Consider the following 25,093-nt stretch of genomic DNA (forward strand, 5'->3'; position numbering starts at 1 on the left):
GATTCTTTTACCGGTAAACTTATAGAATTACAACGAGGGCGCTCTCATTTTTTAACAGGAAGTATAATAAATAACCCAAGAAAAATGAGAAATTTAATCAAAGTAATCGTTCTAACTTTAGTAATGACACCTTTATTCGCTTCATGTACGACCAGTACGGAAGATGATGCTCTGTACCAACAGAGTTTAACCGAAGGTAATGATGGTTCCGTAGAGGAAAAACCCGGAAACTAAACATCCGCGGAAGTAATTGTAATGTATAATCAACTGTCAGTTTGAGTACCCTTGAGGCCTTTTTAAGATACGTATGGCAAGAGCATTCAAACTGACAAATTTTTACTGCCCCTTCTATTTTTTTGGTACATTTATAAAAAAAGTGTCTTGTGCGTCATTTTATTTTTCTTCTTATCCTTGTTTGTTTTTATTGCTGTACGGATACTTCATTCCAGAAACAAAGCACCGGCGTACCATTTTCTTCAGAGGAAGTACAACAATTATATGAACGTGCAATAACGGATAGTGTTTCCTTAAAAGAGCGAAAAATAGCTATTAACAGAGCACTGCGTCTCCATACAGAAACAGATTCTCTGAAATCCATACTCCTCTATTCCAAGTGCAACATCCATCTATCATTGCAAGAATACGATAGCCTTTTCCATTTTGGTGAAGTTCTAAAACATAGCACCAAACAAGGCAATAACTTTCTGGCCGAAGGAAGGTATTATCACCTACTGGCTTATTACCACAGAACGAACGCGTTTAATCTGGATAGTTCCTTCTATTATAATAATCAGGCTAAAAATCAATTTATAAAGGTGGGTGACAGTGGACGTGCCGGGCGGCGTCTATTGAGTATGGGAGTGATACAAAAAGTAAGAAACGACTATTTCGGCGCCAAAGAGACCCTTACCGAAGCCTTGCAGTATCTAAACCCAAATCAAGATCAAAAGTTCATTGCTTCGGTCTATAACGAATTGGGCACCAACAATAATAAATTACTGAATTTTGAAGATGCCATTGGTTATTATCAAAAGGCCATCCGAGAATCTACCTCCCATAGAGACATCCTAATTTACACCAATAATCTGGCTACGGTCTACATCGATATTGAGGCATACCCAAAGGCTATTGCATTATTAGAAGAAATCGAAGTAGATTCAACACTTAGAAACCTAACTATACCGTATGCACGCGTCCTAGATAATATGAGTTATGCGCAATGGAAATCTGGGGAAGAAAAAAATAGCACGAATTTGATCCGAGCCTTGGATTTACGAAAAATTGGAAATGACCAACGCGGTCAACTAGCTAGTTATACGCATTTGGGAGAGTTTTATGCCAATAGTGCTCCCATCCGTGCTAAACGTTACCTGGATACTGTTATACAAATATCCAAACAACTTAAAATACCAAAAGCCGAAAAAGATGCGTTGGGTTTTCTTATGGAGATGATGCCCAAAAATACGGATTACAAGGAACGCTACATTTTTCTTCAGGACAGCATGTATCAAAAAGAATTGCAAGTAAAAACACAATTCGCCAAGATGAAGTATGACGATCGCATAAAGCAAGAAGCCATACTATCTTTAGAAGCAGATCAAGCTTTAAAGGATGCTGCATTGGCCAAACAACGGATTCAAAAAATCACCTACCTTGCCAGCAGTGGGTTTTTACTTCTTATGGGAATCTTTCTTTTCGTTTACATGCGACAGCGTCATAAACGGGAACGTGTGGAGCAAATCTATGCGACAGAGAAGCGAATTTCCAAAAAAGTGCACGATGAACTTGCCAATGACATCTATGGTGTGATGACCAATCTACAGCACAGCACGCGTTTAAAGAACGAGGAACTGCTGGATACTTTAGAAAGTATATACGATAAAACAAGAGATATTTCACATGAAACCGGGGATGTTCAGACGCGAAATTTCCATCTTGAAATGAAAAAATTACTGGCCCAATACCAGAGCGACCTTACCACAGTGGCCGTAAAGGGATTAGATGAAAACTTATGGAAAAATATTGTAGCGTATAAGAAAATTGCCATTTATAGAGTCATCAATGAATTGATGGTGAATATGAAAAAACACAGCGGAGCCAATGTAGTTTCACTTCATTTTGAGCGCAAATCACAGCGTATGAACATTCACTATATCGATAATGGAAAAGGTATGCCTATAGGTCTAAAAAAGAAAAATGGTCTGGTGAATGTGGAAAACCGTATCCATAGCATTGATGGAAAATTTATTTTTGATACAGAATTCAAGAAAGGTGTCAAATTCAATATCATCTTTCCCATATAAAATCAAAAATGATGTTCAAGAAAGTTCTAATTGTTGAAGATTTACACAGTATCGGTTTTGGTATTGCAGAAATGCTGCGTCAAGAGGTAGCTATTGAGAGCATTGTACAATCACTTTATTGTGATGATGCCCATCTTAAATTTTTGAAAGCCCAAAAAGACGAATCCCCTTTTGATTTGGTGATTACCGATCTCTCCTTTAAGGAAGACCATCGGGAAACCAAAATCAAATCGGGTGCGGAATTGGCCTCTGTATTACGCGCTAAACAAGAAAACTTAAAAACCATCATTTATTCCGTTGAAGACCGTTCCAGTAAAATCAAAAAGCTCTTCGAAAATAGAAAAATAGACGGTTATGTGATCAAAGGACGCTATGGCTTGCGCAATTTAGTAGAGGCCATTAAAGAAATTTCAGAAGGAAAAAGTTACGTATCCCCAGAGCTATCCTCCTTTATGCACCGGAAAGAACCTTTTGAAATAGAGGACTATGATGTGATGCTGCTATCACACCTATCCTCCGGTTTTACACAAGAGCAGATTGCCTTAAATTTTAAACAAAAAGGAATCTCACCTTCAAGCATTAGTTCCATTGAAAAAAGATTGAATAGACTTAAAATGGAGTTCAAGGCAAAAAATGCGATACACCTCATCGCAAGTGCCAAAGACCTTGGCCTAATTTGAAGGAAAAATACCACTTTTCTTCTTGAAATATTCACAGTAATCGTAGTCATACTAGGCATTTAGCGCTATATTCCGGTTTATTTAATGCCTTTACGGTTACCCGTAAGGAAAACTAGGCGATCCCCCTTAGGTTTGTTTTGATAGATGACCAAAACACTAGCATGAAACAAATCGTATTCCTAGTACTATTCTTATTTTTCTCCCTGATGCTCTCTGCCCAAGGTACGTCATTGGACCAAGCCATTCAGCAGTATAAATCCGATATAGAAAACACCAAGACCATTGCCACTTGTGGTCACATTTTAGACGGGCCCGCCGCTGTAGTGAAGCAAATAGAGAATCGTTCTTTAGATAGGATGATTCAATTGAGCGAAAAACAAAAGGAGGAGATTGGAAAAAAGAATTTTGAGGAGATTGGAAAAAGGCAGTCCTTATTAAAAACGCATAAAGATGCTGAAAAGCTTTTGGAAATGTTCACTAAACTCATCCAACATTCCGAAAGCACCACCACATTTTCATTAAATCTTATCGATTCTAAAGAAATCAATGCATTCACAACCATCGGAGGCTACGTTTACCTCACCACCGGACTCCTCGATTTTGTTGATTCTTACGACGAACTCGCCTTTATTCTGGGGCATGAAATAGCCCATCAAGACAAGCGTCATGTAGAACGAAAAATTATGAAAATTGTATTGACCTCACAATTTTTGGAATTGACCCAAATGGAAGGCTTCATGAAAGTAGCCAACAATATCCGTACCACCATAGGCGCTCCTTTTGATCAGATTGATGAATATGAAGCGGACAAGCAAGGCTTTTCTATCGCAAAAAAAGCAGGTTATAATCCCTCCAAGTTTGCCGATTTTTTTAAAAAAATGGAAAAAGTAGAACAACGAAATTTATTAAAAAAGCTTTCCTCTACACATCCTTTTGCCCAAGATCGCAAAAAATGCATTGAAAATTACCTTCAAAACTAAGCCGTAACCCATGTTTATACAATATGCACATTCCGCTATTGCCTTAAAAGAAGACCAAGAGTATTCTATTGGAAGATCTGGGTCCTCAGCCATCATCAACATTGATGACCCCAGCATTTCAAGAATGCATGCCCTAGTATGGAAAAGCAATGGAAAAGTATATTTAAAGGATCTGGACAGCAGCAATGGTTCCTTTGTGAACGGCAAACGAATTACGGCACATGAGCCTGTTGAAATCAAGATAACCGATCGCATAAAAATAGCAACTTCTTCCTTGATTCTCATAGAGAAAGCTGAAGACATCACTCCTGTAAAATCTGAAAGGAAAGCACCTCCCGCTGAAATTCAAGAGGATTTCAAAAAAAGACTTTCCCAAGAAAAGATACTATATATCGGGAGGTCTTCCACCAATGATATTGTCTTAGAAGATCCTACAGTATCTCGCCGACATGCGAAATTAACCTATGAAAATGATGTCTATTGGATCGAAGATTTAGGCGCTACCAATAAAACCTATTACAACGGAAAGGTTTTAAAAACAAAACAGGCATTGAAGCGTAGCGATCGTATTGTTATTTCCTTTTATTCCATTACGCTTTCCGAAGGTGTTATCAATCTCAAAGAGCAACATCACGCCATAAGCGGGGTAGCCATTCAAAAAAAATACCCCAACAATAAAATTGGATTGCAATCCATGTCTCTTGAAGTGCCCCATAAAAATTTCGCTGCTTTGATGGGCCCTTCAGGCTGCGGAAAATCTACCCTTTTGAAATGTTTAAATGGGGACAATCCAGCTACTTCGGGAGAAGTTTTCATTCATGGACTTTCCCTACAGGAGAATTTTAAGCTGATCAAAAAGAAAATAGGTTATGTTCCGCAAGACGATATCATCCATAGGGAACTCAGTGTATATAAAACCCTTTATTATGCTGCTAAATTACGTTTGCCCGATGATACGTCCAATGAAGAAATCGATTCCCGAATCAATAAGGTTATTGAAAGTTTAAAATTAGATCAGGATAAGCATAAGGATATTCGGGAAATCGCGGTAGGCAATCTTTCAGGAGGGCAGCGAAAACGTATTTCCATTGCCGTGGAGCTGCTTACCCAACCTACAATTCTTTTTTTGGACGAACCCACTTCTCCTTTAGATCCAGAGACCATAGAGAGCTTCCTTACAAGTCTTCAAGATCTTGCCAAACAAGGGACCACTATTATCATGGTGACCCATAAACCTGAGGATTTAAATTATGTGGATCAAGTAATTTTTTTAGGAGTTCAGGGGCATCTGACCTATAAAGGACCTGCAAAATTCCTCACCGCTCATTTTGAGGTAGATACCATTGTGGAAGTGTACAGCAAAATGAGTGAGCCCGAAGCAGTACAACAATATTATCAGAAGCCTCATGAAAACAATCCCGCTACAATTACGGCTTCCGAAATAAAAAGAGATCGGCCAGACTCTTTGTGGTTACAGTTGTACTGGTTGACCCTGCGGTATTTAAAAATTAAATTAAATGATAGGGCCAACCTCTTTTTATTACTCGCCCAACCTGTCATTATTGGAGGCTTGGTAAGCTTGGTTTTTAGTGAGTTTAGAGTTGGGGTGCTCTTCCTTACGGCGATTTCCGCCATTTGGTTTGGTGTCAGCAATGCTGCCAAGGAGATTGTTGGAGAGTTATCTGTATATCGTCGAGAACGTATGTTTAATCTCAATATCCATACCTACATTTTATCCAAATGCATTGTACTGGCCCTTATTGCTTTTATTCAGATCGTCGTTTTCATTACTATCATCTACTGGAATTTCAAAGGGAATACCGTGTCCGAATTCCCAGAAACGTATTTACAACCCTTTTGGGAAAGTGTTGGTTTCATGTTCTACATTTCCTGTTCGGCCACATTGATCGGCCTTTTGTTATCCTCCTATTTCAGCTCTACGGAAAAGGTAATGACGGTTGTTCCGATTACGCTAATGCCTCAAATTCTGTTAGCGGGAGTGATGACAAAAATAGATACTGTTTTTGTTGAAATCCTCAGTTTTTTCACCTTGGGAAGGTGGGGCACGGAAGGCTTCTCCAGACTACAAGATCAGTACTTCGAAGAAAAAGGTGGAGCCGTTGAAAGCGTGTTGGCACCAGAGTTCGTTGTGGATCCCAATGCGCTTAGCGATTGTAATTGTCAAGCGACCCAAGCCCTAGATCAATTGGGATTATATGATCAAAGATTAATGGATAATGGGACACTGATCGGTTCTTTTTTCGATAGCCTCTCCCCAAATCTACTCGCCATTCTGGTTCTAGATGTTCTCATGTACTTCTTTATCTATTACTTCCTAAAAAATAAAGATAGCATCTCATGAAACACAGCTTCATCATTGGAATATTGACCCTTCTTTTGGCAGCATGCAGTAGTGCCAAACCTCAATTTATTGGTATTGATAACTGGGTTTTTGGAGATCTTGAAGATACTCAGCTGACCGCCAGCATGGATTATGTCATTTACAATCCTAATACTACTACCTATACGCTCAAGTCGTCTGAGGTGGATTTGTATTACGAAGGCAGTTTAGTAGGAAGGGGAACCCTGAAGAACAAGGTAGTGCTTCGTCCAAAAGATAGCTTGAAGCTGCCCATGGACTGTATAATACTTCTGGACAAACTGAGCCGGTTTCAAAAACAATTGTTAGGATCTGATTCCATTTCTCTTCACGCAAAAGGAACGAACAGGATTGGATTCCTTGGAGGCACAATAGCGCTTAAAATTGATGAAGAAGTACATTTAAATGTTAAAAAACTTATTGCTGAAACCTTACTTAAAGAAGAGAATCCGATGAGCAACTTTGCCATAAAGCAAGTTTCTGTGGACAGACTTCCTTCATTGAACAGTACCACTTTTAAATTGGAAATAGAAACGGAGAATACCTTGCCTTTTGATTATTCCATTGAAGCACTTCGCCTTGATTTCCATGTAGACCCCCAGAACAGAGCAGTGGCCCAATGGCATTCCGAGGAACCTATTTTGATAAAAAAACAAGGGAACATGGCCATTCCATTGGAAGTCAATATCAACAATTTTAGTATGGCACAACAATCCAAGCTCTCCTGGTTTGTAAAGGGTAAGGCGACGTTATATGCAAAAGGGGAAGTACGCATAAGTCTGGGCAAATATGCCTTTGATTTTCCGCTAAGCAAGGAGATAGAAGCCAATTTAAATCCTTTTATGAACTAAAATCCTTAAAAACAATAGTAAAAGAAGATGAAACTCAATCAATACGAATGGAATCCTGATACCGACATGATCGCCACAGGAGCGTTTGCCGAAGTTTTTAAGGCAAAAGATATCCATCATCAAAATCGGTATGTTGCCTTAAAAATATACAAAGAAGGTATGGCCAAAGGGGCTGCGGATAACCGGTATACCTTAGAAAAGGAGTTTCAGCAAATAGACGGTCTTTCCCACACCAATATTATCAGCTTTTATGGATTGGAGTATCTAAAATCCAAGGATGCCATGGGAAGAAATACCAGCTATCCCGTAATTATAATGGAATATGCTACCGAGGGCACTTTACATGACTTTTTGAAGACCAATCCCGACCAAACCACTATCGATACCCTAATTACCCAACTTATCCAAGCCGTGGCCTATTTACATACGGAAGGGATCATTCATAGGGATTTAAAGCCCGGAAACATTCTCATAACCAAAAATAGAAGAGGAGAACCCACGGTAAAATTAACCGATTTTGGAATTAGCAAAGATACCATGGAAGACTCCATCGAACAATCGCTAACGGAGGGTGTTGGAACGCCTCATTACATGGCTCCCGAGCAATTCTTCAAGAAAAAATTCGGACTCCAGGGCACCATCAGTCCGCGCACGGATATTTGGGGGATAGGCATTATTGTTTATCGCATTCTCTGTAAAAAGCGTCCTTTTGAACATCAAAGTTCCGATTATGAAATCATCAGGGATGCCATTATCAATGATATCGTTAATCTGGCTAAAGTCCCTGAAAATTATAAAAAACTGATTCGGTCTTGTTTGCAAAAAACAGCGGCAGATCGTCCGGAAAACGCCTTAGAGCTATTGGACCTTATTCAAGAAGAACATTTTGTTGAAGAAGATCTTACCCTGGTGCAACGCAATGTCCCCAAACCTCAAAAAAAAGTCGTTACATCCAAAAAAAAGAAATGGGTCCCTATTGTTGGAGTCCTATCGATCTTAGGCATTGCCCTAGCCGTTTTTTTAGCGCTCCAGAAAGAGGAGGATGCCATATTGGCCGTAGTGCGGATGAATCAAAAATTCGGATATATCAACACTGAAGGAAATGAAGCCATTCCCTTTGCTTATGATGGGGCATGGAGTATTTCCGAAGGCTTGGCATTGGTGCAAAAAAATCAAAAATGGGGTTTCATCAATAAAGAAGGAGAAACCGTTATTCCTTTTCAATATGATGATGCACATTCCTTTGCAGATGGATTGGCTGCCATCAAATCTGATGGAAAATGGGGGTTTATCGACCCCGAAGGAACCATTAAAATCCCCCTAAACTACGATGATGCCCTATCCTTCAAAGAAGGTTTGGCCCCTATAAAGTCAAAAGGAAAATGGGGGTTTATCAACAAAGAGGAAAAGATGGTCATTCCCTTGCAGTATGACGGCGCCTATTCTTTTTCTGAAGGCCTCGCTGTGGTCCGCATACAGCAAAAAGAAGGATTCATCAATAAAAGGGGGCAAATGGTCATTACGCCTTCCTACGATTATGCACTCTCTTTTGCTCAAGGATTGGCGGCAGTAAACATCAATGAAAAATGGGGGTTTATCAACAAAGAGGAAAAGATGGTCATTCCGGCCACATACGAACATACTTGGGGGTTTTCGGAGAATTTAGCCGCAGTGCGCCTCGATGAAAAGTGGGGATTCATTACTAAGGAAGGCGTGCTGCGCATTCCCCCAAAATATGAAGATGCCTCTGGCTTTTCCAACGGGATGTCTGGCGTACGCCTTAATGGCAAAGAGGGGTTTATTGATGAAGATGATAATGTGGTGATCTCGTTTAAATATGACTATGCCGATGCATTTTTAAAGGCAACGAAATGAAGAAAATAACAATACATCAGCCAGCATACATTCATGAAAAAGGTCGTAGACCCAATAATGAGGATGTTATTTTTCCCAGGGTCCCTTCGGATGGGGATAGGCTGTTCATGGTTTGCGATGGTGTAGGGGGGCAAGATAAAGGCGAAGTGGCCGCTGAAATTGTTTGTACTGCTTTTAGCACTTATATGAATCAGAATCCTGAAGGTAGTATAAACAAGTCCTTTTTGGAATCGGGGCTTCGCTTCGTGGAACTTCAGATGAAAAATCATGTTCAACAGTATCCAACTACGGGCAATATGGCCAGTACCATGACACTTTTATATTTTTCCAATACCGGAAACACCTTGCACTTGGCCTGGGTCGGGGATAGCAGAATATATCATATTAGAAGGGGTTGCATTCTATATCGGACCAAGGATCACTCCCAGGTACAAAGTCTTATGGACATGGGGGAAATTACGGAAGAAGAGGCAAAGCAGCATCCTAAAAAAAATGTTCTTTTAAGAGCTGTTAACGGCCATACCCCTACCCGGATGGATTACAAGGTCATTACGAATATTGTTTCCAACGATTTCCTCATGCTTTGTTCCGATGGAATTTTAGAAACATTGACCGAGTCACAGATACAACAATGGTTTCTTTCCCATTATACCACAAAAGAAATACGGAAGTACATATGGGAAAATGCGGCCGGACGTACTCGGGATAATTTTTCTATGATACTTCTTAAAGTCAAAGACATCCCACTAATACATAATTAAACCAACACCTTTTGAAAGAAAATTAACTAAAAAACAAATTACTCAAAAAAAACACGAAGATGAAAAAATGTCTACTACCCCTGTTCTTTATAAGTTGTTTTGCCTTAGCGCAAAAACCAACGATGGCCCTTCAATCCTTTGAAGCTGCCAATAGAGATTCGCACTATGCCGAAGCAGAAATCTTATTTCAAAAAATAAAGCAAGTCTTTGTCAATTCCAAACGCTTTTCCATCCTGGATCGAGAAAGCTTGGGCATTGTTCTGGACGAGCAGGAAATCCAAAAACAGATTACTTCCATTAATGCCAAAGTAGTAGAGCAAGGCCGTATTGCAGGAGCTGAGCATGTAATTGGTGGCAAGTTGTTGAGTTTGGAATACAAAAAAGTAAAACCAAAAATTATCGGGAAATCCAAAGACCTTTTATTTCGTGCCTCCTTTGTATTCTCCATTGATATTATCAGTACGGAAACTTCGGAGACCATACAGACCCAAACTTTTAAAAAAGGAGTATTGGATTTAAAGAGTTATGGAGGAATTACAGAAAGGGAAGCCTTTCAAAATGCATTAAACTCCATTGATAAAAAAATAAAAAAATACCTCAACGAATTTTTGCCAACGGCCATCAACATTGTAACTATTGAAGAGCAAAACGACAAGAAAGGGGCTCAAACCTTATTGATCAATGCGGGTACCGCCGGAGGAGTCAAGAAAAATGATAAGCTTACCGTGCATGAAATCACCATAATGAACATTGGCGGAAAAGATACCAAACGTGAAAAATGGATCGCTGACCTGAAAATTAAAGCCGTGGAAGGCGAAGAACTCTCCATAGCCCAAGTGACCAAAGGAGGGAAAGAACTTTTAAAAAAACTGAACGACAATGCGGTCTTAATCTGTAAACTCAAATAATATGAAACCAATTATTTTATCTATCCTTACCGCTTCGCTAGTGCTGCTATCCGGAGCTTGTAAAAGCACCGAAAATGCTACATTCAATTCGGCTAAAGTATACTATGTTTCCAATAACGGAATGAACGTTTTGAGTCTACGGAGCATCGACTTTGGAAAAACAAAGGAAGAAGCCATTTACAATGCCGAGAAATTGGCCTTTCAAAATCTGTTCTTCCGAGGGATACCCCGCTCTCCTTTTCAAAACCCCTTGTTGGGCATCAATGAACAAGAACAGTACAGAAAAAACCGAGACTATCTAGACACTTTTTACAAACAACGCATGCAGACCTTTATTACCTATTCGTATGAAACCATATCGAAGGCCAAAAAAGGGCAAAAACAAGCGTTGGTCAATATCACCATAAACATGAAGGCCCTGCGCAAGGACCTTGAAGCAAATAACGTAATTGAAAAATTTGGCATATGAGAACTATTAAAACCCTATTAAAATCAACCGTATTCATCTTGGGAATATGCTGCTGTATCCCCAATATTAGTTTTGGTCAATCTGAAGAAGTGGAGCGTGTGCAACCTTCCATTATTGTACTCCCTAGGACGAAGCAAGGAGAGGACCTACGGACAATAATGGATACCAAACCAGAAATCAGAATTGGAATTTCCAGGGTAAAACAAGGTTTTGATGATCGCGGCTATACCACACTGGATTTTGAAACCTTATTGAAATCCATGATTGTAGATAAAGCAGCTACTTCAGATTCCCAATCAGAATTTAAAAATCGTCTTTTCCGGAATATCGCTGCAGATATCATCGTTGAGATCGATCTTACCCCCTATTTCACCAAAGGAGGAAATTCCGTGGATATTGTTTTGGAAGCCAATCTTACGGACAATGGACAATCTATGGGGAGTTATATCTGCAAATCCAACCAATTCTATACCCCTAAAATTAGTGACCTTACCGATCGTGCCTTGAAAAAAGAAGTCCGGGACCTAAAACTTCCCTGTTTTGAGGTATTCTTGGAGCGTATGCGACCTAAATGGCAAGCCATACGCGACAACGGAAAACAGGTGAAAATCGATTTTAGTTTTCACGAGGATTCTTCATGGACGATGAACAAAGATGTTCCCGTTAAAAATGACAAATTAAAATATGTCATTGAAGATTGGTTAGAGGATACGGCTTATAAGAATCAAGTAGTGGTACCCATTGTCACAGATACCAAACTATTCGTAGAACGCTACCATTATCCCATTCAGGACGAAAAAACCAATAGGAATATTACGCCGAGACATATTGAACGGAAATTGGATCGCTTTTTTGATCGTATCAAAATCCCCATTAAAATAGACAATAGCCGAGGTACTTTATTTGTAACCATTTTATAATTCATGACTATGAAAAATTTAATACTCATTTTCATTTTACTTGGTTTGTTCCAGGGAAAGGCACAAGAAGAAGATGCTTCTGAAGACAATCTACATTTATCGGTTTATGTCCCAGAAGTTATGGAAGGACTCCACAGTGGTCATTTATCAAAAATGGCTACAAAAATGCAAAAGATGGTAACCAACTATGGCATTTCCGGAGAAGGATACATCGATAAGTTTGTCATGTATCCCAAGTATGAAATTTACGATCAGGAAATCCTTGAAGGCATGCAAAATCTACATATCCTAAAAGTAGAATTCAATCTTCTCATTAAAGAGTTGAAGACTGGAAAAATATATAGCACCTATACCCAAAGTATTACTGGAGAAGGTACGACCCAATCCAAGGCCATTACCCAAAGTATCTCCCAAATAAAAACCCGTGGAGATAAGATTGCTTCTTTTTTGAGCAAGGCCAAACAAAAAATATTGAATTATTACAGAACGCATTGTGATCAAATTTATGAAGAAGCCGATAATTTGATCCGCAGAAAAAACTTTAAGGATGCCATCGCTTTACTCTATCCTGTTCCGAGAGAAGCAGGAGCAGATTGTTATGCGAAAATACAGCGCAAATTGGATGAGGCCTACTTGGGCTATGAAAACAAGACCTGTGAAAAAAATATTGCCGATGCCAAAAATGCTATGCGCGAAAATAATGATAAGACGGCATTAGAAATTCTGGCTGAAATAGATCCAGCATCCAATTGTAATAAAACGGCCATTTCATTGCGACTAAAAATCGAAGCAAAAACGACCAAGACCACCGTAAAAACATCGACGAGCGATAAACCCATAACGGAGGGCGCGACACAAACGGAGGTTAAAACAAGGACTATACGTAAAGAAACCTCTATCAGTGTTAAAAAGAGACGTTCCAAAAAAATTAAAACAATCGCCGCACGCCAATATCGATCAAGGCACCAATCTGTAATTGATAAAATTTAGGAGGCATATTTTTTGAAAGAGGGGCAAAATCCATTCTTATGGACTTTGCCCTATTCTTCAAAATGTACAATATTTATGGGCGGGGGCCAAGTTTCAGGAACTTCTGTCGTGGTCAATATGGGAAAGGGGCCGGTTACTCCACCCAGATGTGATACTTCATCTTTATACACAACGGTATGGATACCATGAAAGCGAATGGCGTAACCGCACAATACGCAAGGTTCTTTTGTAGAAATTAAAACGGCTCCAGATAAATCTTTCCCCAGCTTTTTTCTGGCTTGTCGTATGGCCTCCATTTCGGCATGGCAACTGACATCTTCCTTGGTTTTTGTGGCTTCTTCTGCTGCCGCAATGACCTTATCATTACGTACAATGATACAGCCTACGGGAGTATTGCCCTTTGTCCCCGCCTTCACGGCCAAAGCTTCGCATTGTCTCATATAGGTTTGTAGGGCTTCTTTTTTCATAAAATCATGATCTTAATACGCTTAGCTTCAACAAACATCTTGATGTTCAAAGAATGTTTTAATCAAAGCTATGGTTTCTTCGGCTTTGTCCAAATGCGGAAAATGTCCACAACCTTGCATAATTTGGTAAGCAGAAGGTCCGGAAATTCTTTTGGCTATGCCAATGGCATGTTGATCCGTGGCATATTGATCTTCTTTCCCTTGGAGTATCAGGGCGGGGCAGTCTATTCCTTCAAGGAACCTCTCAATGTTCCAATGTCTGTATGCAGGAGACAACCAAGTATCCGCCCAATCGTTCAATAGTTTTTGAGACTTCCTTCCATGTAGCTTTTCCAATTTTTGAAATAAGGGAGCTTTCTTCAGTACCTTTACTCCTTCCCGTATCCCTTCTAAGGTAATGGATTCTACTTTACTGTGTCCGGCAAGGGAAACCAAGGCTTTTACGGGATATTTGCCTGCATAAACCAGGGCAATACTGCCCCCATCACTTGAACCAATGAGTATGGGAGTGCGTATTCCCATCTTTTGCAATACCTGGGGCAATATTTCCAAAGCTTCCTTTTCTAAATAATCCACACTTCTAGTTGTTGTGGAGGGCGAAGATAATCCATGACCAAGGCGATCAAACACCAATCCGTTCATTTGAAGCGCTTGGCACAAATTTTTAGGAAAAGATTTCCATGAAGTGGTACATCCTAAGGCATCATGTAAAAATACCAAGCTAGGTCTGGACAGGTCAGAAGAAACGGAAAATTGCATCGTGTGCAATTCTTTATCTTCAATTCTTATTTTTCTTGTTTTTACCATAGGCGAGGCGGCAATGTCGTTAAAAAAGGGCGGTAACACAAATTTAGATCGATTTTGTTTTAGAGCTATTTTTCTTACTTTTTATATTGAAAATATTGTATTTTTAAAAGCAATAACCACCATTTTTCAACAGACTTTCTTCAACCCCAATGCTATGAGAAACACCTTAAAAAACTATCTTCTTAAAGACTATGAATTGATCGACAACCCCTATTATTACCTACGATTATCTATCATTATAGGTTTGGCCCTTACCGCTTACGTTTTCTTTTTTGACCCTTACGAAAATTATGTCGACCCGCCACGCTATGACATTGCCATCCCTATCATCCAATTGGGTTATGGTATGAATGCCACATTAACCATTTATGCTTTTTATTGGTTTATGTTCCGCAAAATTGGTTTTGGTTCCCCTAAACTTCCCTGGAAAACCTATCAGCATTTTGTACTGCTCATTGTTATGGTCATTACTATGGGATATACAGGCTTGGCTTATCATCGTCTCCTTATGGATGTAGGTGAAGTTGACACTTCTTACGTACTATTGGTAACCGCTCCGCGTACCATCCTTATTGCCGTTTCCTTCATTATGGTTTCTGTATTGCTAGATCAACTACATTTAAAGGAGAAACGTTTAAAAAACATCAGCAAATCTGTTCCCGATACCGCAAAGAAGGAATCCCAGGATACTACCATTTTTTTGGAATCTCCAGCCATAAAACAAGAGATCGCCTTAAGTCCTCAGAATCTACTTTACTTTAAGTCCTATGGAAATTATGTTGAAATATGTTCAAAAGACAATGACAACACCAAATTACTGCGTGCGCCCTTGCACTACGTAGCCAAAAAATTAAGCGCCTTTCCATTTATCGTACAATGTCATCGTCAATATTATGTAAATGTCCAACAAGTGGCGGCCTTAGGTAAAAACGCGAAGCAAAGAATACTTTTGTTAAAAGACAATAGCAGTAGAATACCGGTCAGCAAAGGACATTTCAAGAAGGTGTCTTCTTTGATAAATTAGGCCACAACCCCCTTTATTTGTTGATTCGTCACAAAAAATAATCGTTCATCACAAAATTTCAAAGTCGATTCTAATTCCAAATACTTTTGATTTCAGAAAAATAAATAACTTAAAATCAAAAGATTATGAAAAAACTAAATGTAGTATTGCTCGTATGCACAGTATCGTTATTCATGGCTTGTGAAAGCAATGATTCCCCTGAACTTGAAAATGCCGTTCCTCTAGCTACGGAGATAGGTGTGCCCGTTGGAGAGGGACCTGGTTCTCCTGGCGATCCAACACCTACAGATCTCTGCGACTTACCTGAGATTCCAGAAACCTGTCCGGCTGATCTTGGTGCTCCTGGCACCGCTGGTGTCACTGCTGTTCCTGTGGATATCATGGGAGATTTTGGCTACTGTTTGGACGAAGCATGGAGCGATCCAGACTTAGCGCCTTTTGAATATGAAGGGGAGGTTTATGAATATGTAGATGCCGGTACGAATGACCCTACTGCCATTCTATCGATCACGGCAGTGACCTTTCATTACATTACGGAATTGGATGCCTTAAACACTACCGCCAAAGATCCTGGATTTGCCACGAAATTTTTTAGATGCGTCGTCAAAATTATTGGTGTTGACGATATTAAAAAATTATTGAAACACTATCGAAATGGCAGATTGACCAAGAAGATGTTATGGCGAATCGTAAAACGTCAAGCCATACGAAAATTTGGATGGGTAGGTGCTGCAATTTCCTTCTGCGAATTCATTAGTTGCATGGCCAAATAAAAGGCTACAAATTGGCACATTCCATAATTAAGATACAATTCCTCCATCTCCTAGGGGGAATTGTTCTTATCTTAATAGTTCAATGATCCACTACGGCTCCTTTTCCTTCTCCACGGGTATCACTACCCACATCATAGGAACTGATTTTGCCCTCGGTATCCCGGACCACTCTGATTCCAGAGGCATTTCCAATACTACGTTTTACGACCTGATGTCCTTTGGCCTCTAAATCTTTAACCTGTGATCTGGGCATATGCGTATCCACAAGAATACGGTTAGGTTCTGCAAACACCAACTTAGGAGCATCTATCGCCTGTTGCATTGGCATTCCAAAATCGATGAGATTAAAAATAATCTGTGGGACATTTTGTGTAATGGTATGTCCTCCCGGCGTACCCAAGGCCGCCCATAGTGCTCCATCCTTCATAATAATTACGGGACAATCTCCCGACAACTTATGTCGCCCCGGAAATACATCCATTGGGTTTCCTTTAGGTTCGTAAGTGGCATAGGCCATGGAATTGTTCAGCCATATCCCTGTCCCTTCTGGCATCACTCTACTCCCAAATAAATTTCCCAAAGTTTGGGTAGCACTCACGGTATTACCCCATTGATCCACCACTACAAAATGTGTGGTATTTTTGCTCTCCGCAGCAAAAGGAGGAACAAAAACAGAAGCCTTATTCCTATCAATGGCCATTGCTTCGGCCCTTAACGCCTCTTTTGATAAGATACTATCAATAGGGGCTTCGGTAATTTCCGGGTCAAATGAATAGGCCAAACGCGCCTTATAGGATGCTTTAGTCATTTCGGCAAAAAGATGTAAATAGTCCGATGAATTATGTGTTAATTCTTCGGAAGCAAATTGTTCCATGATACCCAGGTTCACAAAAGCAGGAAACGAGTTAGCAGGTAAGGAAGCCGTATATACGTCGTATCCCTTATAATGATACTGCAGGGGATCCCACCACTCTGCTCTATTATTTTTAAGGTCTTCCATGGAAAGAAAACTTTCAACTGCATCCATTTTTGCGGCAATTTTCTTTCCTAGTGTTCCGGTATAAAAATCTGTAGTACCGCTACTGGCAATACGATCATAGGTTGTTGCTAAATCGGTCTGTACCAAAAGATCCCCTTCTTCCAAAGGAACTCCGTCCTTTCCATAAAATTCTTTCGTATAGGGTGAAAAATCTTCAAAAGCAATGGCGATCCATTTCGCCGTATTCGGGCTAATTTCAAATCCATTCCTAGCATGATCTATAGCATGGTCAAAAAGCGTATTCCATTCCAAGCTTCCATAGTCTTTATGCATCATGGCCCAAGCATTGAGGTTTCCCGGTGTGGAAATTGACTTTGGTCCTACTCTATTTTCCATAAAATTGGGGGTCGGGGCTCGCATCAGGTCAGCATTGGACTTTGCAGGAAATCTTCCACTCGCATTCAGAAAACGGACGCTTTCTTCTTTGGCATCATACACCAGAATAGTTCCGTAACCCCCAAGTCCCGACATCATAGGTTCTACTACATTCAAAGTGGCCGCTATGGCTATGGCCGCATCAAATGCCGTTCCTCCTTGCTGCAGTATATCCATCCCTGCCTGGGTTGCCAAGGGATGGGCAGAGGCCACACTTCCAATAGGAGGGCCTTGTTTTTTTTCATCGGCACATGCCCCAAAAATAAGGAGCACGCAGCCCAATATAGTACTTAAAAATAGTTGCTTCATTTTCTAAGGTTTAAAGGCTTGCCTAAACTTACATCAAATAAGTGCCTTAACGCTCATTTTTTGGAAAGAATTTGGATCATCTACAAAACCAGGCTACAAAAAAACGTAACTTTAAGTTTCCAATATATACTTAAACCTTTCGCATGTATTGCATTGTAGATATTGAAACCACTGGAAACGGCATCAAAGGGAATAAAATCACAGAGATCTCTATATTTAAATTTGATGGAGAACGTATTGTTGACGAATTCACCTCCCTCGTCAATCCAGAATGTGAAATTCCCTATTTTATTACAGGTCTAACGGGTATCGATAATGCCCTAGTGCGGGATGCGCCCGTTTTATCGGAAATCAGCGATCAGCTTTTGGAAATCATGAAAGATTGCATTTTTGTGGCCCACAGTGTAAATTTCGATTATAATGTCATTCAGAACGAGTTTAAAAACTTGGGCATCAATTTTGTCAAAAAGAAACTTTGTACCGTTCGATTGTCCAGAAAGTTAATTCCTGGATATCGTTCGTACAGTTTAGGAAAGTTGTGCAGTGCATTGGGAATACCGTTAACAGACCGTCATCGGGCCAGAGGGGATGCACATGCTACGGTATTATTATTTCAACAGCTTTTAAATGTAGAAGGTGCACCAGCGGTATTCAAAAGCTTTTTAAATGCGCGATCTCAAGAGGCGACCCTTCCCCCTTCCCTTTCGCGAGAAGTCTACGATAGCCTTCCTCAAAAGGCTGGAATCTATTATTTTAAGGATAAGAAAGGGGAAATCATCTACATTGGAAAAGCCAAAAATATCAAGAAGCGGGTACTGAGTCATTTTTATGATAAATCGAATAAGGAAATCTTGATGTGCCAGGATACCGCAACTATTGATTTTGAACTTTCCGGAAGCGAACTCCTTGCTTTGCTCATGGAATCTGCAGCAATTAAAGGGCATTTCCCTAAATATAATCGTGCCCAAAAAAGAAAGCTGCCCCAATATGGTATCTTCACCTACGAAGATAGAAATGGAATACAACACTTGGCGTTCAATACGCTAAAACTTGTTCCCAAGCCACTGCTACATTTTCATCGTCTTTCCGATTGTCGTCTTTATTTGGAACAAATTTGCAAAAGCTTTCAACTGTGCCCTAAATATTGTCATTTACAGGAGCAGGTACCTCATTGCTCGCACTATGCCATTAACAGCTGTGAAGGGGTCTGTAGAGGAACGGAGGCGCCTGCAAGCTATAATCAAAAAGTAAGGGAAGCCATACAAGAAATTACACCTTCACAAAACAACATTGTTATTCGGGAAAAAGGAAGGACACCACATGAAGATAGCATAGTATTACTAAAAGATGCCTCTTACGTAGGTTACGGGTTTATTGAGAAGGAGATGGATATCTCTTCTTTTGCGGATATTGAAGCCCATATTATTCGACAGAAGAATACCATTGAAACCGAAAGCATTTTGCGCAGCTATATTCAAAAACATCCACAGAATGCGTACACAATGGATTATAAAACCATAGTACCATAGCCTTTTATTCCGGTCCGGAATCTGGCCCAAGAGGTTTTCTTGTTATTTTTTCATCTTATGATACATGCGAATGATGAACCGTATCCAAAAAATCAAAATAACACCGAAGAAAATAGCATATAATCCTATAAAATCCATAGCTTTTTCTACTTTAAGTACTAAAGGACTTCGTCGCTAAGACATCCTCCATAGAACATATTGAACGTGGGTATTAAAACCTGCACATACCTATTTTTTCTCAAAAACATATATTTTCCAATGCAGTTTTACTTAAAGGTAGTAATTATTCCTACAAGACTTTATAAAAAAATTAAGATTTCATTAACAATTATAAAATTCCAAATGAATTCGTTATTTCGATGAAATATCTTCGATTAAACCTTTGATAACTAATTATTTAAAAATCTATTTATTTTAAGGTAGACGGACAAACATAGGCAGTCACCTCCATCCCGGCTTCCTTCATAGCGGCAAAGCCACCTTTTACATCAATGAGATCATGTATCCCCCTACTCTTTAAAATAGAAGCAGCGATGACCGATCGATATCCCCCTGCACAATGGACATAGAAAGTATCTTCCATAGGGAATTCATCCATATGTTCATTGATAAAATCCAAAGGTGTATTATGGGCAGAAACCACATGTTCTGCCTGAAATTCGCTTTCCTTACGCACATCGTAAATCAAAGTTTTTCCCTGGCTGGAACGCGCCTGTAATTCCACTGCATCAATTGAAACGATACTATCGTATTCCCTGTCCGCTTCTTTCCAAGCCTCAAAACCACCATCCAGATATCCTAGCGTTCCATCAAAGCCGACCCTAGACAGGCGTGTAATGGTCTCCTCTTCCCTTCCTACTGGGGCAACCAAAAGAATGGGCTGCGCGGTATCAGCGATCAAAGCACCCACCCAAGGAGCAAAGCTGCCATCTAATCCTATAAATATGGATCTAGGAATGTGTCCTTGCACAAACTCGTTTTGATGCCGAACATCTAAAACTACGGCATGGGTATCGTTCACTGCTTTTTCAAAGGCTTCCGGAGAAAGTGCTGTTGTTCCACGCTGGAGCACATCGGCAATATCTTCATAACCTTCTTTATTCATTTTTACGTTTAAAGGAAAATACTTCGGTGGAGGCAATAATCCTTCCGTTACTTCTTTTATAAATTCTTCCCTTGTCATATCTTCTCGAAGGGCATAATTCATTTTCTTCTGGTTTCCCAAGGTATCCACGGTCTCTTTCATCATATTCTTGCCACAGGCAGAACCGGCACCATGGGCAGGGTACACAATAACATCATTGGCCAAGGGCATAATTTTAAGTCGAAGGCTATCGTAGAGCATGCTGGCCAGATCTTCCTGGGTCATATTAGCTGCTTTTTGTGCCAAATCCGGACGTCCTACATCTCCCAGAAATAAGGTGTCTCCGGAAAATATAGCATGGTCTTTACCCTTTGAATCTTTTAGTAAATAGGTAGTGCTTTCCATGGTATGTCCCGGAGTATGTAGTACTTGAAGGGTTAACTCCCCTATAGAAAATTCTTGACCATCCGCTGCAATGACCGCCTCAAAAGCAGGGTTCGCATTGGGGCCGTACACAATAGGAGCGCCCGTTTCCTTAGAAAGGGTCACATGTCCGCTTACAAAGTCGGCATGAAAATGGGTCTCAAAAATATACTTGATTTTTGCATTGCGCGATTTGGCCTTTTTTATATAAGGCCCAACCTCTCGCAGCGGGTCTATTATGGCAACTTCTCCTTGACTTTCGATGTAGTAGGCACCTTGTGCCAAACATCCCGTATACATTTGCTCTATAATCATCTCCTAAAATTTATTGTGTTATTGGGTGTTGTTACACCTTACTTTCAATTTGATTTTGATATGCTACTTTTCCTTGAAGGTCGGACAGCGATGTGGGATCATCAAAATAGGCGACCGCCTCCTTCGTTTTTACAAACAAAAACTTCCGATCCAACACATTGATGATACCGCTGTTGAATATAATATCTCTTGTGGGGCCTATTGCTCCGGCCACATAAAACTGTAATCCTTGCGCATGAATATCATGGATTAGTTTTATCAACATTTTTGTCGCTGTGGAATCGATATAATTGATGGCTTCCGCATTTAAAATAATCCCTTTCAATGGGTTTCCTTTTTCCCGTATGTGTTTAAAAAGTTGTTTTTTAAAAAAAGCGGCATTGCCAAAATACAATTGGGCATCGAAACGTACAATGAGCAGGTCATCTCGAATAATCAACTCCTCTCCAAAACGATTGACGTTTTTATAATAGTCCGAATTTCTTATGTTTCCCAATACGGCAAAATGAGGTTTGGAGGTGCGATAGACCATCAATAATAAGGCAAAGAGCACCCCAATGAGGATTCCTTCTGTTATTCCCACAAAAAGGGTAATCAAAAAAGTGAACACCAAAACCACAAATTCATCCTTTCGATGTTTCCAAAGGTTCTTTGCGTAGGCTACATCGATTAATCCAAATACAGATACCATAATGATCGAAGCTAAGGCGGCCTTTGGAAGGTAAAAGAACAAGGGTGTTAGGAACAAGAGGGTAACTATAACCATGACCACGCTCAAGAGCGTTGCCAAAGGTGTTTTAGCTCCGGATTCCCCGTTAATTGCTGATCGGGAAAAGCTGGCCGTAACCGGATAGGATTGAAAAAAGGACCCCAACATATTGGAAGCGCCCAAGGCCACCAATTCCTGATTGGCATCTATGGTTTCTATACCACTTTTATCCTCAAGGGCTTTGCCAATGGAGATAGCTTCCATATAGCCCACCAACGCCAAGGTAAGGGCAATAGGCCATAAATCCAATACTTCTTGGACTTCAAAATCTGGCATTTTAAAACTGGGCAAACCCCTTTGGATTTTACCAACGATCTGAACTCCTTGTGCAGTCATATCTAGATAATACACGGCTAGAATACCTAGAACAACTACAAACAGGATAGATGGAATTTTTCGATTCCACTGCTTCAGGCCAACGATCAATGCAATACCTAGAAGACCTATCACAAGATCGTAGCTATTGGTTTTGGGCAATTCGGCAAAGGCATTCACCACCAATTGATGAAATTGATTGCTTCGTTCTATCTGCGTCCCCGTTAAGTGCTTCAATTGACTGAACATAATAATCAAAGCAGCTCCTGAAGTGAATCCACTAATCACGGGTTTAGATAAAAAGTTTACGAGAAATCCCATGCGCAATATGCCCAACACTAACTGAAAGGCACCTACCATAAAAGATAAAAGAAGTGCCATAGCAATGTAGTTTTCCAAGCCGGTTATTCCCAAAGTCCCCAAACCGGCAGCCACCAAAAGGGAGTCCATTGCCACGGGTCCAATCGCCAATTGTCTGGAAGTCCCCAGAATGGCATACATGATCAATGGAAAAACAGCCGCATAAAGTCCGTATACTGGTGGCATTCCTGCTATTATGGCATAAGCCATTCCCTGAGGAATGAGAATAATACCCAGGGTAATCCCAGCGACTAGATCCTTGGAAAAATCCGCTTTTCTATACTTGGGCAGCCATGATATGATCGGAAAAAATTGTTGCATTGCTCAAATTTATGATTAAATCCATGAACCCAACGTAACCAAAGTTACCCAAGGGTTCTCTTGTTGTGCGCACTTTAATCTTCAAAGGCCGCTGACAACACCCCCATTAATCCACAATCATTGGGGTGAGCACTGGTTTTTAATAGTTGTTCGGTGGTAAATTGCCCTCCGTAAACCGGCATTGTAGCTTCTTTGTCCGCCCCATATTGTAGCAATAGACGAATCCCTTCGGCCAAATTATGCGGAATCTGTTGTCGCCATAATTCCACGCCATTATTCCCCGCATAATGTAACAAAGTTGCACGATGTCCAAACTGAGAACGATGGTTAACCAGTTGGGGCGCTGCTTTTAGTTGCCCTTCCAAACCTTCCAAATTCCCTTCCAATAGGTTATTTACTGCAGTTTCAAATTCAAGATCATAAGATTGATTTTGTTGCTTTACGATAGTCCAGTCGGCAAATCCATATTGATTGGCCACCGTATGCTTACAATCGGCCAGTGTAAAGTTTAAAGCAAAAATTTCGGGAACGGGCCATCCCAGATAAGAAGGATGGTAATTGTTAATTTCAACTGCTATTGCCGCATTCCGCGCTTGGAATCCTTCCCACATTCTAGTAGTAATACCATTTAAATAATCATACACTGAGGTGTAGGTTGTTGCCGGTAAAAGTATATCTCCATAAAATGCCCTTAGATCCTGAACTATTTGAGCTTGATATAGTTTCATTGTTTTGGTTTGGTTTATTTTTAAACGAAGTTTCTCTCCTTCACTACTTCCGCTGGGCCTTTATGTATACTTCAATGGCATCAGGGCGATCATTGACATACTTTAATATCGTTTGTCCTTCAGGGGTTTGGTCAATAATTGCCGGAATGGAATTCGTGGTCAAAAACCATCCGGAAGGCAGTACCACATCATTTCGATTTCGTCCAAAAGTCCGATCCCAAATCAGCTGATCGTTATGCAGCAAATACCTATTGGCATCTGTATAGGTCTCTGTGATGCGCAAGCGTTTGGACTCTCCTTCCTGAACAGGGTCGAACCAAATGGCAACTACTTCCGTATCGGCATTGATTTCAATATTCAGTGTAATTCCTTTTGCTGTAATTTCTTTTCCTTTCAAGGACTCCACTTTCAATGACTCTCCCGTATCCAATATCACGGCCGAAGGATCGGTTGCCTTACTGCCATTTCTAACGATATTCAAATAACGATCTACACCCAATCTCGATTCCGTATAATCATGATATAATCGAAAAGAGTGCGTTTCGGGCTGTTGTAAGAAATATACAATTTCCCGATTTTGAAAAGCACGTTCTTCAAAATCCCAGCCAATTCGCGCTTTAGAAGTATTTCGAGCTCGTCCCGAACCGTCATATTCATAGGTTTCTTCTTTAGAAAATTTAACCGTAACTCCTTGCGGTAGGGGTTTCGCCTTAACAACAAGGGGCACGGCCTGCGCTCGTCTATTTAAAAAGCTAAGTTTTATTCTAGCGTCACTGGTAAGTTGTACCTGAACGGGATAATTGCAATGGGTGAGCTCATAATTTTTAGGCAAGACAACGCTATTTCGCTTTATCCCCAATGTTCTGGAAAACACAATACTGCCGTTTTCTGAAAAATAACTAGCTCCGTCTTGATAGGTTTTATCAATACGCAATCTGCTTTCTCCATTTTTTGGCACAGGTCTGGCCAAGGCTATCTGAAGGTATTCCGTGTCTTCGGCGGCCTGGGCCAGTCCGTTTTTCTTTGCCTCTTTTCCAGAAACAATTTTCCACTTCAATTTCGCTCCCGAATAGATATCCCATACCGCCTGTACCTGATGTTCGCTTCCTTTTCGAAGCGTATTCCAATAGTATTTTGCTCCTGGCGTCGTAGCACTAACATCATAAATAATACGAAAAGATTGGGTTCCCGGTTCTAACAACTCATAACGGGTATAACTATCGGTCTGGGTTTGCTGTGCCCTTATCCCGCTTATACAAAGAAGAAAAAGTCCTAGGAATAAAATGTGTTTCCCATTCAAAAAGCGTTTTTGAATCCGTACCATGATTTTTTGTTTTC

At 40.3% G+C, this 25,093-nt stretch carries 22 protein-coding genes; 15 read left to right on the forward strand and 7 right to left on the reverse strand.

The window, feature by feature from the left end:
* Nucleotides 1–84: 84 nt before the first annotated feature.
* The 12 genes from ACEXOE_RS02435 (at nt 85) to ACEXOE_RS02490 (ending at nt 13,117) form a co-directional block, all read left to right on the forward strand.
* Nucleotides 85–234 carry a hypothetical protein gene (locus ACEXOE_RS02435; RefSeq protein ID WP_394747137.1) on the forward strand — a complete coding sequence of 50 codons (150 nt, stop codon included), beginning with the start codon at nt 85–87 and terminating at the stop codon, nt 232–234.
* 149 nt (nt 235–383) lie between these two features.
* Nucleotides 384–2,303: a tetratricopeptide repeat-containing sensor histidine kinase gene (locus tag ACEXOE_RS02440; RefSeq protein ID WP_394747138.1), complete on the forward strand. Its 1,920-nt coding sequence runs from the start codon at nt 384–386 to the stop codon at nt 2,301–2,303.
* A gap of 8 nt (nt 2,304–2,311) precedes the next feature.
* Nucleotides 2,312–2,983, forward strand: coding sequence for a DUF5932 domain-containing protein (locus ACEXOE_RS02445; protein ID WP_394747139.1), 672 nt, complete (start codon nt 2,312–2,314; stop codon nt 2,981–2,983).
* A 161-nt stretch (nt 2,984–3,144) separates the two neighbouring features.
* Nucleotides 3,145–3,963: a M48 family metallopeptidase gene (locus ACEXOE_RS02450; RefSeq protein WP_394747140.1), complete on the forward strand. Its 819-nt coding sequence runs from the start codon at nt 3,145–3,147 to the stop codon at nt 3,961–3,963.
* 10 nt (nt 3,964–3,973) lie between these two features.
* Nucleotides 3,974–6,325, forward strand: a complete 2,352-nt coding sequence (locus ACEXOE_RS02455; RefSeq protein ID WP_394747141.1) for an FHA domain-containing protein — start codon at nt 3,974–3,976, stop codon at nt 6,323–6,325.
* Entirely contained in the window at nt 6,322–7,194 is an 873-nt protein-coding gene (locus ACEXOE_RS02460; RefSeq protein ID WP_394747142.1) for an LEA type 2 family protein, read from the forward strand. The genes ACEXOE_RS02455 and ACEXOE_RS02460 overlap by 4 nt, the downstream gene beginning before the upstream one ends.
* 27 nt (nt 7,195–7,221) lie before the next feature.
* Nucleotides 7,222–9,069, forward strand: a complete 1,848-nt coding sequence (locus ACEXOE_RS02465; RefSeq protein WP_394747143.1) for a WG repeat-containing protein — start codon at nt 7,222–7,224, stop codon at nt 9,067–9,069.
* Nucleotides 9,066–9,830, forward strand: coding sequence for a PP2C family protein-serine/threonine phosphatase (locus tag ACEXOE_RS02470; RefSeq protein WP_394747144.1), 765 nt, complete (start codon nt 9,066–9,068; stop codon nt 9,828–9,830). The genes ACEXOE_RS02465 and ACEXOE_RS02470 overlap by 4 nt, the downstream gene beginning before the upstream one ends.
* Before the next feature lie 59 nt (nt 9,831–9,889).
* Entirely contained in the window at nt 9,890–10,738 is an 849-nt protein-coding gene (locus ACEXOE_RS02475; protein WP_394747145.1) for a CsgG/HfaB family protein, read from the forward strand.
* Nucleotide 10,739: 1 nt separating this feature from the next.
* Entirely contained in the window at nt 10,740–11,207 is a 468-nt protein-coding gene (locus ACEXOE_RS02480; protein ID WP_394747146.1) for a hypothetical protein, read from the forward strand.
* On the forward strand, nt 11,204–12,127 hold the full coding sequence (locus tag ACEXOE_RS02485; protein ID WP_394747147.1) for a DUF6175 family protein: 924 nt from the start codon (nt 11,204–11,206) through the stop codon (nt 12,125–12,127). Before ACEXOE_RS02480 ends, ACEXOE_RS02485 begins: the two co-directional genes overlap by 4 nt.
* 9 nt (nt 12,128–12,136) lie before the next feature.
* The gene (locus ACEXOE_RS02490) at nt 12,137–13,117 is read left to right on the forward strand and encodes a hypothetical protein (RefSeq protein ID WP_394747148.1); all 981 of its coding nucleotides are present in this window, start codon (nt 12,137–12,139) and stop codon (nt 13,115–13,117) included.
* 50 nt (nt 13,118–13,167) lie between these two features.
* Here ACEXOE_RS02490 and ACEXOE_RS02495 read toward each other — a convergent pair whose 3' ends face one another.
* Nucleotides 13,168–13,584: a nucleoside deaminase gene (locus ACEXOE_RS02495; protein WP_394747149.1), complete on the reverse strand. Its 417-nt coding sequence runs from the start codon at nt 13,582–13,584 to the stop codon at nt 13,168–13,170.
* A 27-nt stretch (nt 13,585–13,611) separates the two neighbouring features.
* On the reverse strand, nt 13,612–14,430 hold the full coding sequence (locus tag ACEXOE_RS02500) for an alpha/beta fold hydrolase (protein WP_394747150.1): 819 nt from the start codon (nt 14,428–14,430) through the stop codon (nt 13,612–13,614).
* 115 nt (nt 14,431–14,545) lie between these two features.
* Between ACEXOE_RS02500 and ACEXOE_RS02505 the strand changes: the two genes are divergently transcribed.
* Nucleotides 14,546–15,415, forward strand: a complete 870-nt coding sequence (locus ACEXOE_RS02505) for a LytTR family DNA-binding domain-containing protein (protein ID WP_394747151.1) — start codon at nt 14,546–14,548, stop codon at nt 15,413–15,415.
* 125 nt (nt 15,416–15,540) lie between these two features.
* On the forward strand, nt 15,541–16,188 hold the full coding sequence (locus tag ACEXOE_RS02510; protein WP_394747152.1) for a hypothetical protein: 648 nt from the start codon (nt 15,541–15,543) through the stop codon (nt 16,186–16,188).
* 79 nt (nt 16,189–16,267) lie between these two features.
* Here ACEXOE_RS02510 and ggt read toward each other — a convergent pair whose 3' ends face one another.
* Nucleotides 16,268–17,911: a gamma-glutamyltransferase gene (ggt, locus tag ACEXOE_RS02515; protein ID WP_394747153.1), complete on the reverse strand. Its 1,644-nt coding sequence runs from the start codon at nt 17,909–17,911 to the stop codon at nt 16,268–16,270.
* Nucleotides 17,912–18,054: 143 nt separating this feature from the next.
* On the opposite strand from ggt, the gene ACEXOE_RS02520 reads away from it, so the two are divergent.
* Nucleotides 18,055–19,440, forward strand: a complete 1,386-nt coding sequence (locus tag ACEXOE_RS02520) for an exonuclease domain-containing protein (protein WP_394747154.1) — start codon at nt 18,055–18,057, stop codon at nt 19,438–19,440.
* Nucleotides 19,441–19,849: 409 nt separating this feature from the next.
* Here ACEXOE_RS02520 and ACEXOE_RS02525 read toward each other — a convergent pair whose 3' ends face one another.
* The 4 genes from ACEXOE_RS02525 to ACEXOE_RS02540 all read right to left on the reverse strand — a co-directional run bounded on the left by ACEXOE_RS02525 (nt 19,850) and on the right by ACEXOE_RS02540 (nt 25,079).
* Nucleotides 19,850–21,262, reverse strand: coding sequence for an MBL fold metallo-hydrolase (locus ACEXOE_RS02525; RefSeq protein WP_394747155.1), 1,413 nt, complete (start codon nt 21,260–21,262; stop codon nt 19,850–19,852).
* Between the two features lie 31 nt (nt 21,263–21,293).
* Nucleotides 21,294–23,027 (reverse strand): SulP family inorganic anion transporter, encoded by a 1,734-nt coding sequence (locus tag ACEXOE_RS02530; protein ID WP_394747156.1) that lies wholly within the window; start codon nt 23,025–23,027, stop codon nt 21,294–21,296.
* Nucleotides 23,028–23,101: 74 nt separating this feature from the next.
* The gene (locus tag ACEXOE_RS02535; protein WP_394747157.1) at nt 23,102–23,755 is read right to left on the reverse strand and encodes a hypothetical protein; all 654 of its coding nucleotides are present in this window, start codon (nt 23,753–23,755) and stop codon (nt 23,102–23,104) included.
* 43 nt (nt 23,756–23,798) lie between these two features.
* Complete coding sequence (locus ACEXOE_RS02540) at nt 23,799–25,079, reverse strand: hypothetical protein (protein WP_394747158.1); 1,281 nt, start codon at nt 25,077–25,079, stop codon at nt 23,799–23,801.
* Between the last annotated feature and the right edge of the window lie 14 nt (nt 25,080–25,093).

This window comes from Spongiimicrobium salis (assembly GCF_043678055.1).
GTDB lineage: Bacteria > Bacteroidota > Bacteroidia > Flavobacteriales > Flavobacteriaceae > Spongiimicrobium > Spongiimicrobium salis.

Excerpts from the sequence above, each read along its gene's own strand:
- ggt (WP_394747153.1), bottom strand. The coding sequence starts at position 17,911 with ATGAAGCAACTATTTTTAAGTACTATATTGGGCTGCGTGCTCCTTATT.
- ACEXOE_RS02445 (WP_394747139.1), top strand. The coding sequence starts at position 2,312 with ATGATGTTCAAGAAAGTTCTAATTGTTGAAGATTTACACAGTATCGGT.
- ACEXOE_RS02450 (WP_394747140.1), top strand. The coding sequence starts at position 3,145 with ATGAAACAAATCGTATTCCTAGTACTATTCTTATTTTTCTCCCTGATG.
- ACEXOE_RS02525 (WP_394747155.1), bottom strand. The coding sequence starts at position 21,262 with ATGATTATAGAGCAAATGTATACGGGATGTTTGGCACAAGGTGCCTAC.
- ACEXOE_RS02510 (WP_394747152.1), top strand. The coding sequence starts at position 15,541 with ATGAAAAAACTAAATGTAGTATTGCTCGTATGCACAGTATCGTTATTC.
- ACEXOE_RS02480 (WP_394747146.1), top strand. The coding sequence starts at position 10,740 with ATGAAACCAATTATTTTATCTATCCTTACCGCTTCGCTAGTGCTGCTA.
- ACEXOE_RS02540 (WP_394747158.1), bottom strand. The coding sequence starts at position 25,079 with ATGGTACGGATTCAAAAACGCTTTTTGAATGGGAAACACATTTTATTC.
- ACEXOE_RS02475 (WP_394747145.1), top strand. The coding sequence starts at position 9,890 with ATGAAAAAATGTCTACTACCCCTGTTCTTTATAAGTTGTTTTGCCTTA.
- ACEXOE_RS02455 (WP_394747141.1), top strand. The coding sequence starts at position 3,974 with ATGTTTATACAATATGCACATTCCGCTATTGCCTTAAAAGAAGACCAA.
- ACEXOE_RS02470 (WP_394747144.1), top strand. The coding sequence starts at position 9,066 with ATGAAGAAAATAACAATACATCAGCCAGCATACATTCATGAAAAAGGT.
- ACEXOE_RS02535 (WP_394747157.1), bottom strand. The coding sequence starts at position 23,755 with ATGAAACTATATCAAGCTCAAATAGTTCAGGATCTAAGGGCATTTTAT.
- ACEXOE_RS02495 (WP_394747149.1), bottom strand. The coding sequence starts at position 13,584 with ATGAAAAAAGAAGCCCTACAAACCTATATGAGACAATGCGAAGCTTTG.
- ACEXOE_RS02505 (WP_394747151.1), top strand. The coding sequence starts at position 14,546 with ATGAGAAACACCTTAAAAAACTATCTTCTTAAAGACTATGAATTGATC.
- ACEXOE_RS02530 (WP_394747156.1), bottom strand. The coding sequence starts at position 23,027 with ATGCAACAATTTTTTCCGATCATATCATGGCTGCCCAAGTATAGAAAA.
- ACEXOE_RS02460 (WP_394747142.1), top strand. The coding sequence starts at position 6,322 with ATGAAACACAGCTTCATCATTGGAATATTGACCCTTCTTTTGGCAGCA.
- ACEXOE_RS02490 (WP_394747148.1), top strand. The coding sequence starts at position 12,137 with ATGAAAAATTTAATACTCATTTTCATTTTACTTGGTTTGTTCCAGGGA.
- ACEXOE_RS02520 (WP_394747154.1), top strand. The coding sequence starts at position 18,055 with ATGTATTGCATTGTAGATATTGAAACCACTGGAAACGGCATCAAAGGG.
- ACEXOE_RS02465 (WP_394747143.1), top strand. The coding sequence starts at position 7,222 with ATGAAACTCAATCAATACGAATGGAATCCTGATACCGACATGATCGCC.
- ACEXOE_RS02485 (WP_394747147.1), top strand. The coding sequence starts at position 11,204 with ATGAGAACTATTAAAACCCTATTAAAATCAACCGTATTCATCTTGGGA.
- ACEXOE_RS02435 (WP_394747137.1), top strand. The coding sequence starts at position 85 with ATGAGAAATTTAATCAAAGTAATCGTTCTAACTTTAGTAATGACACCT.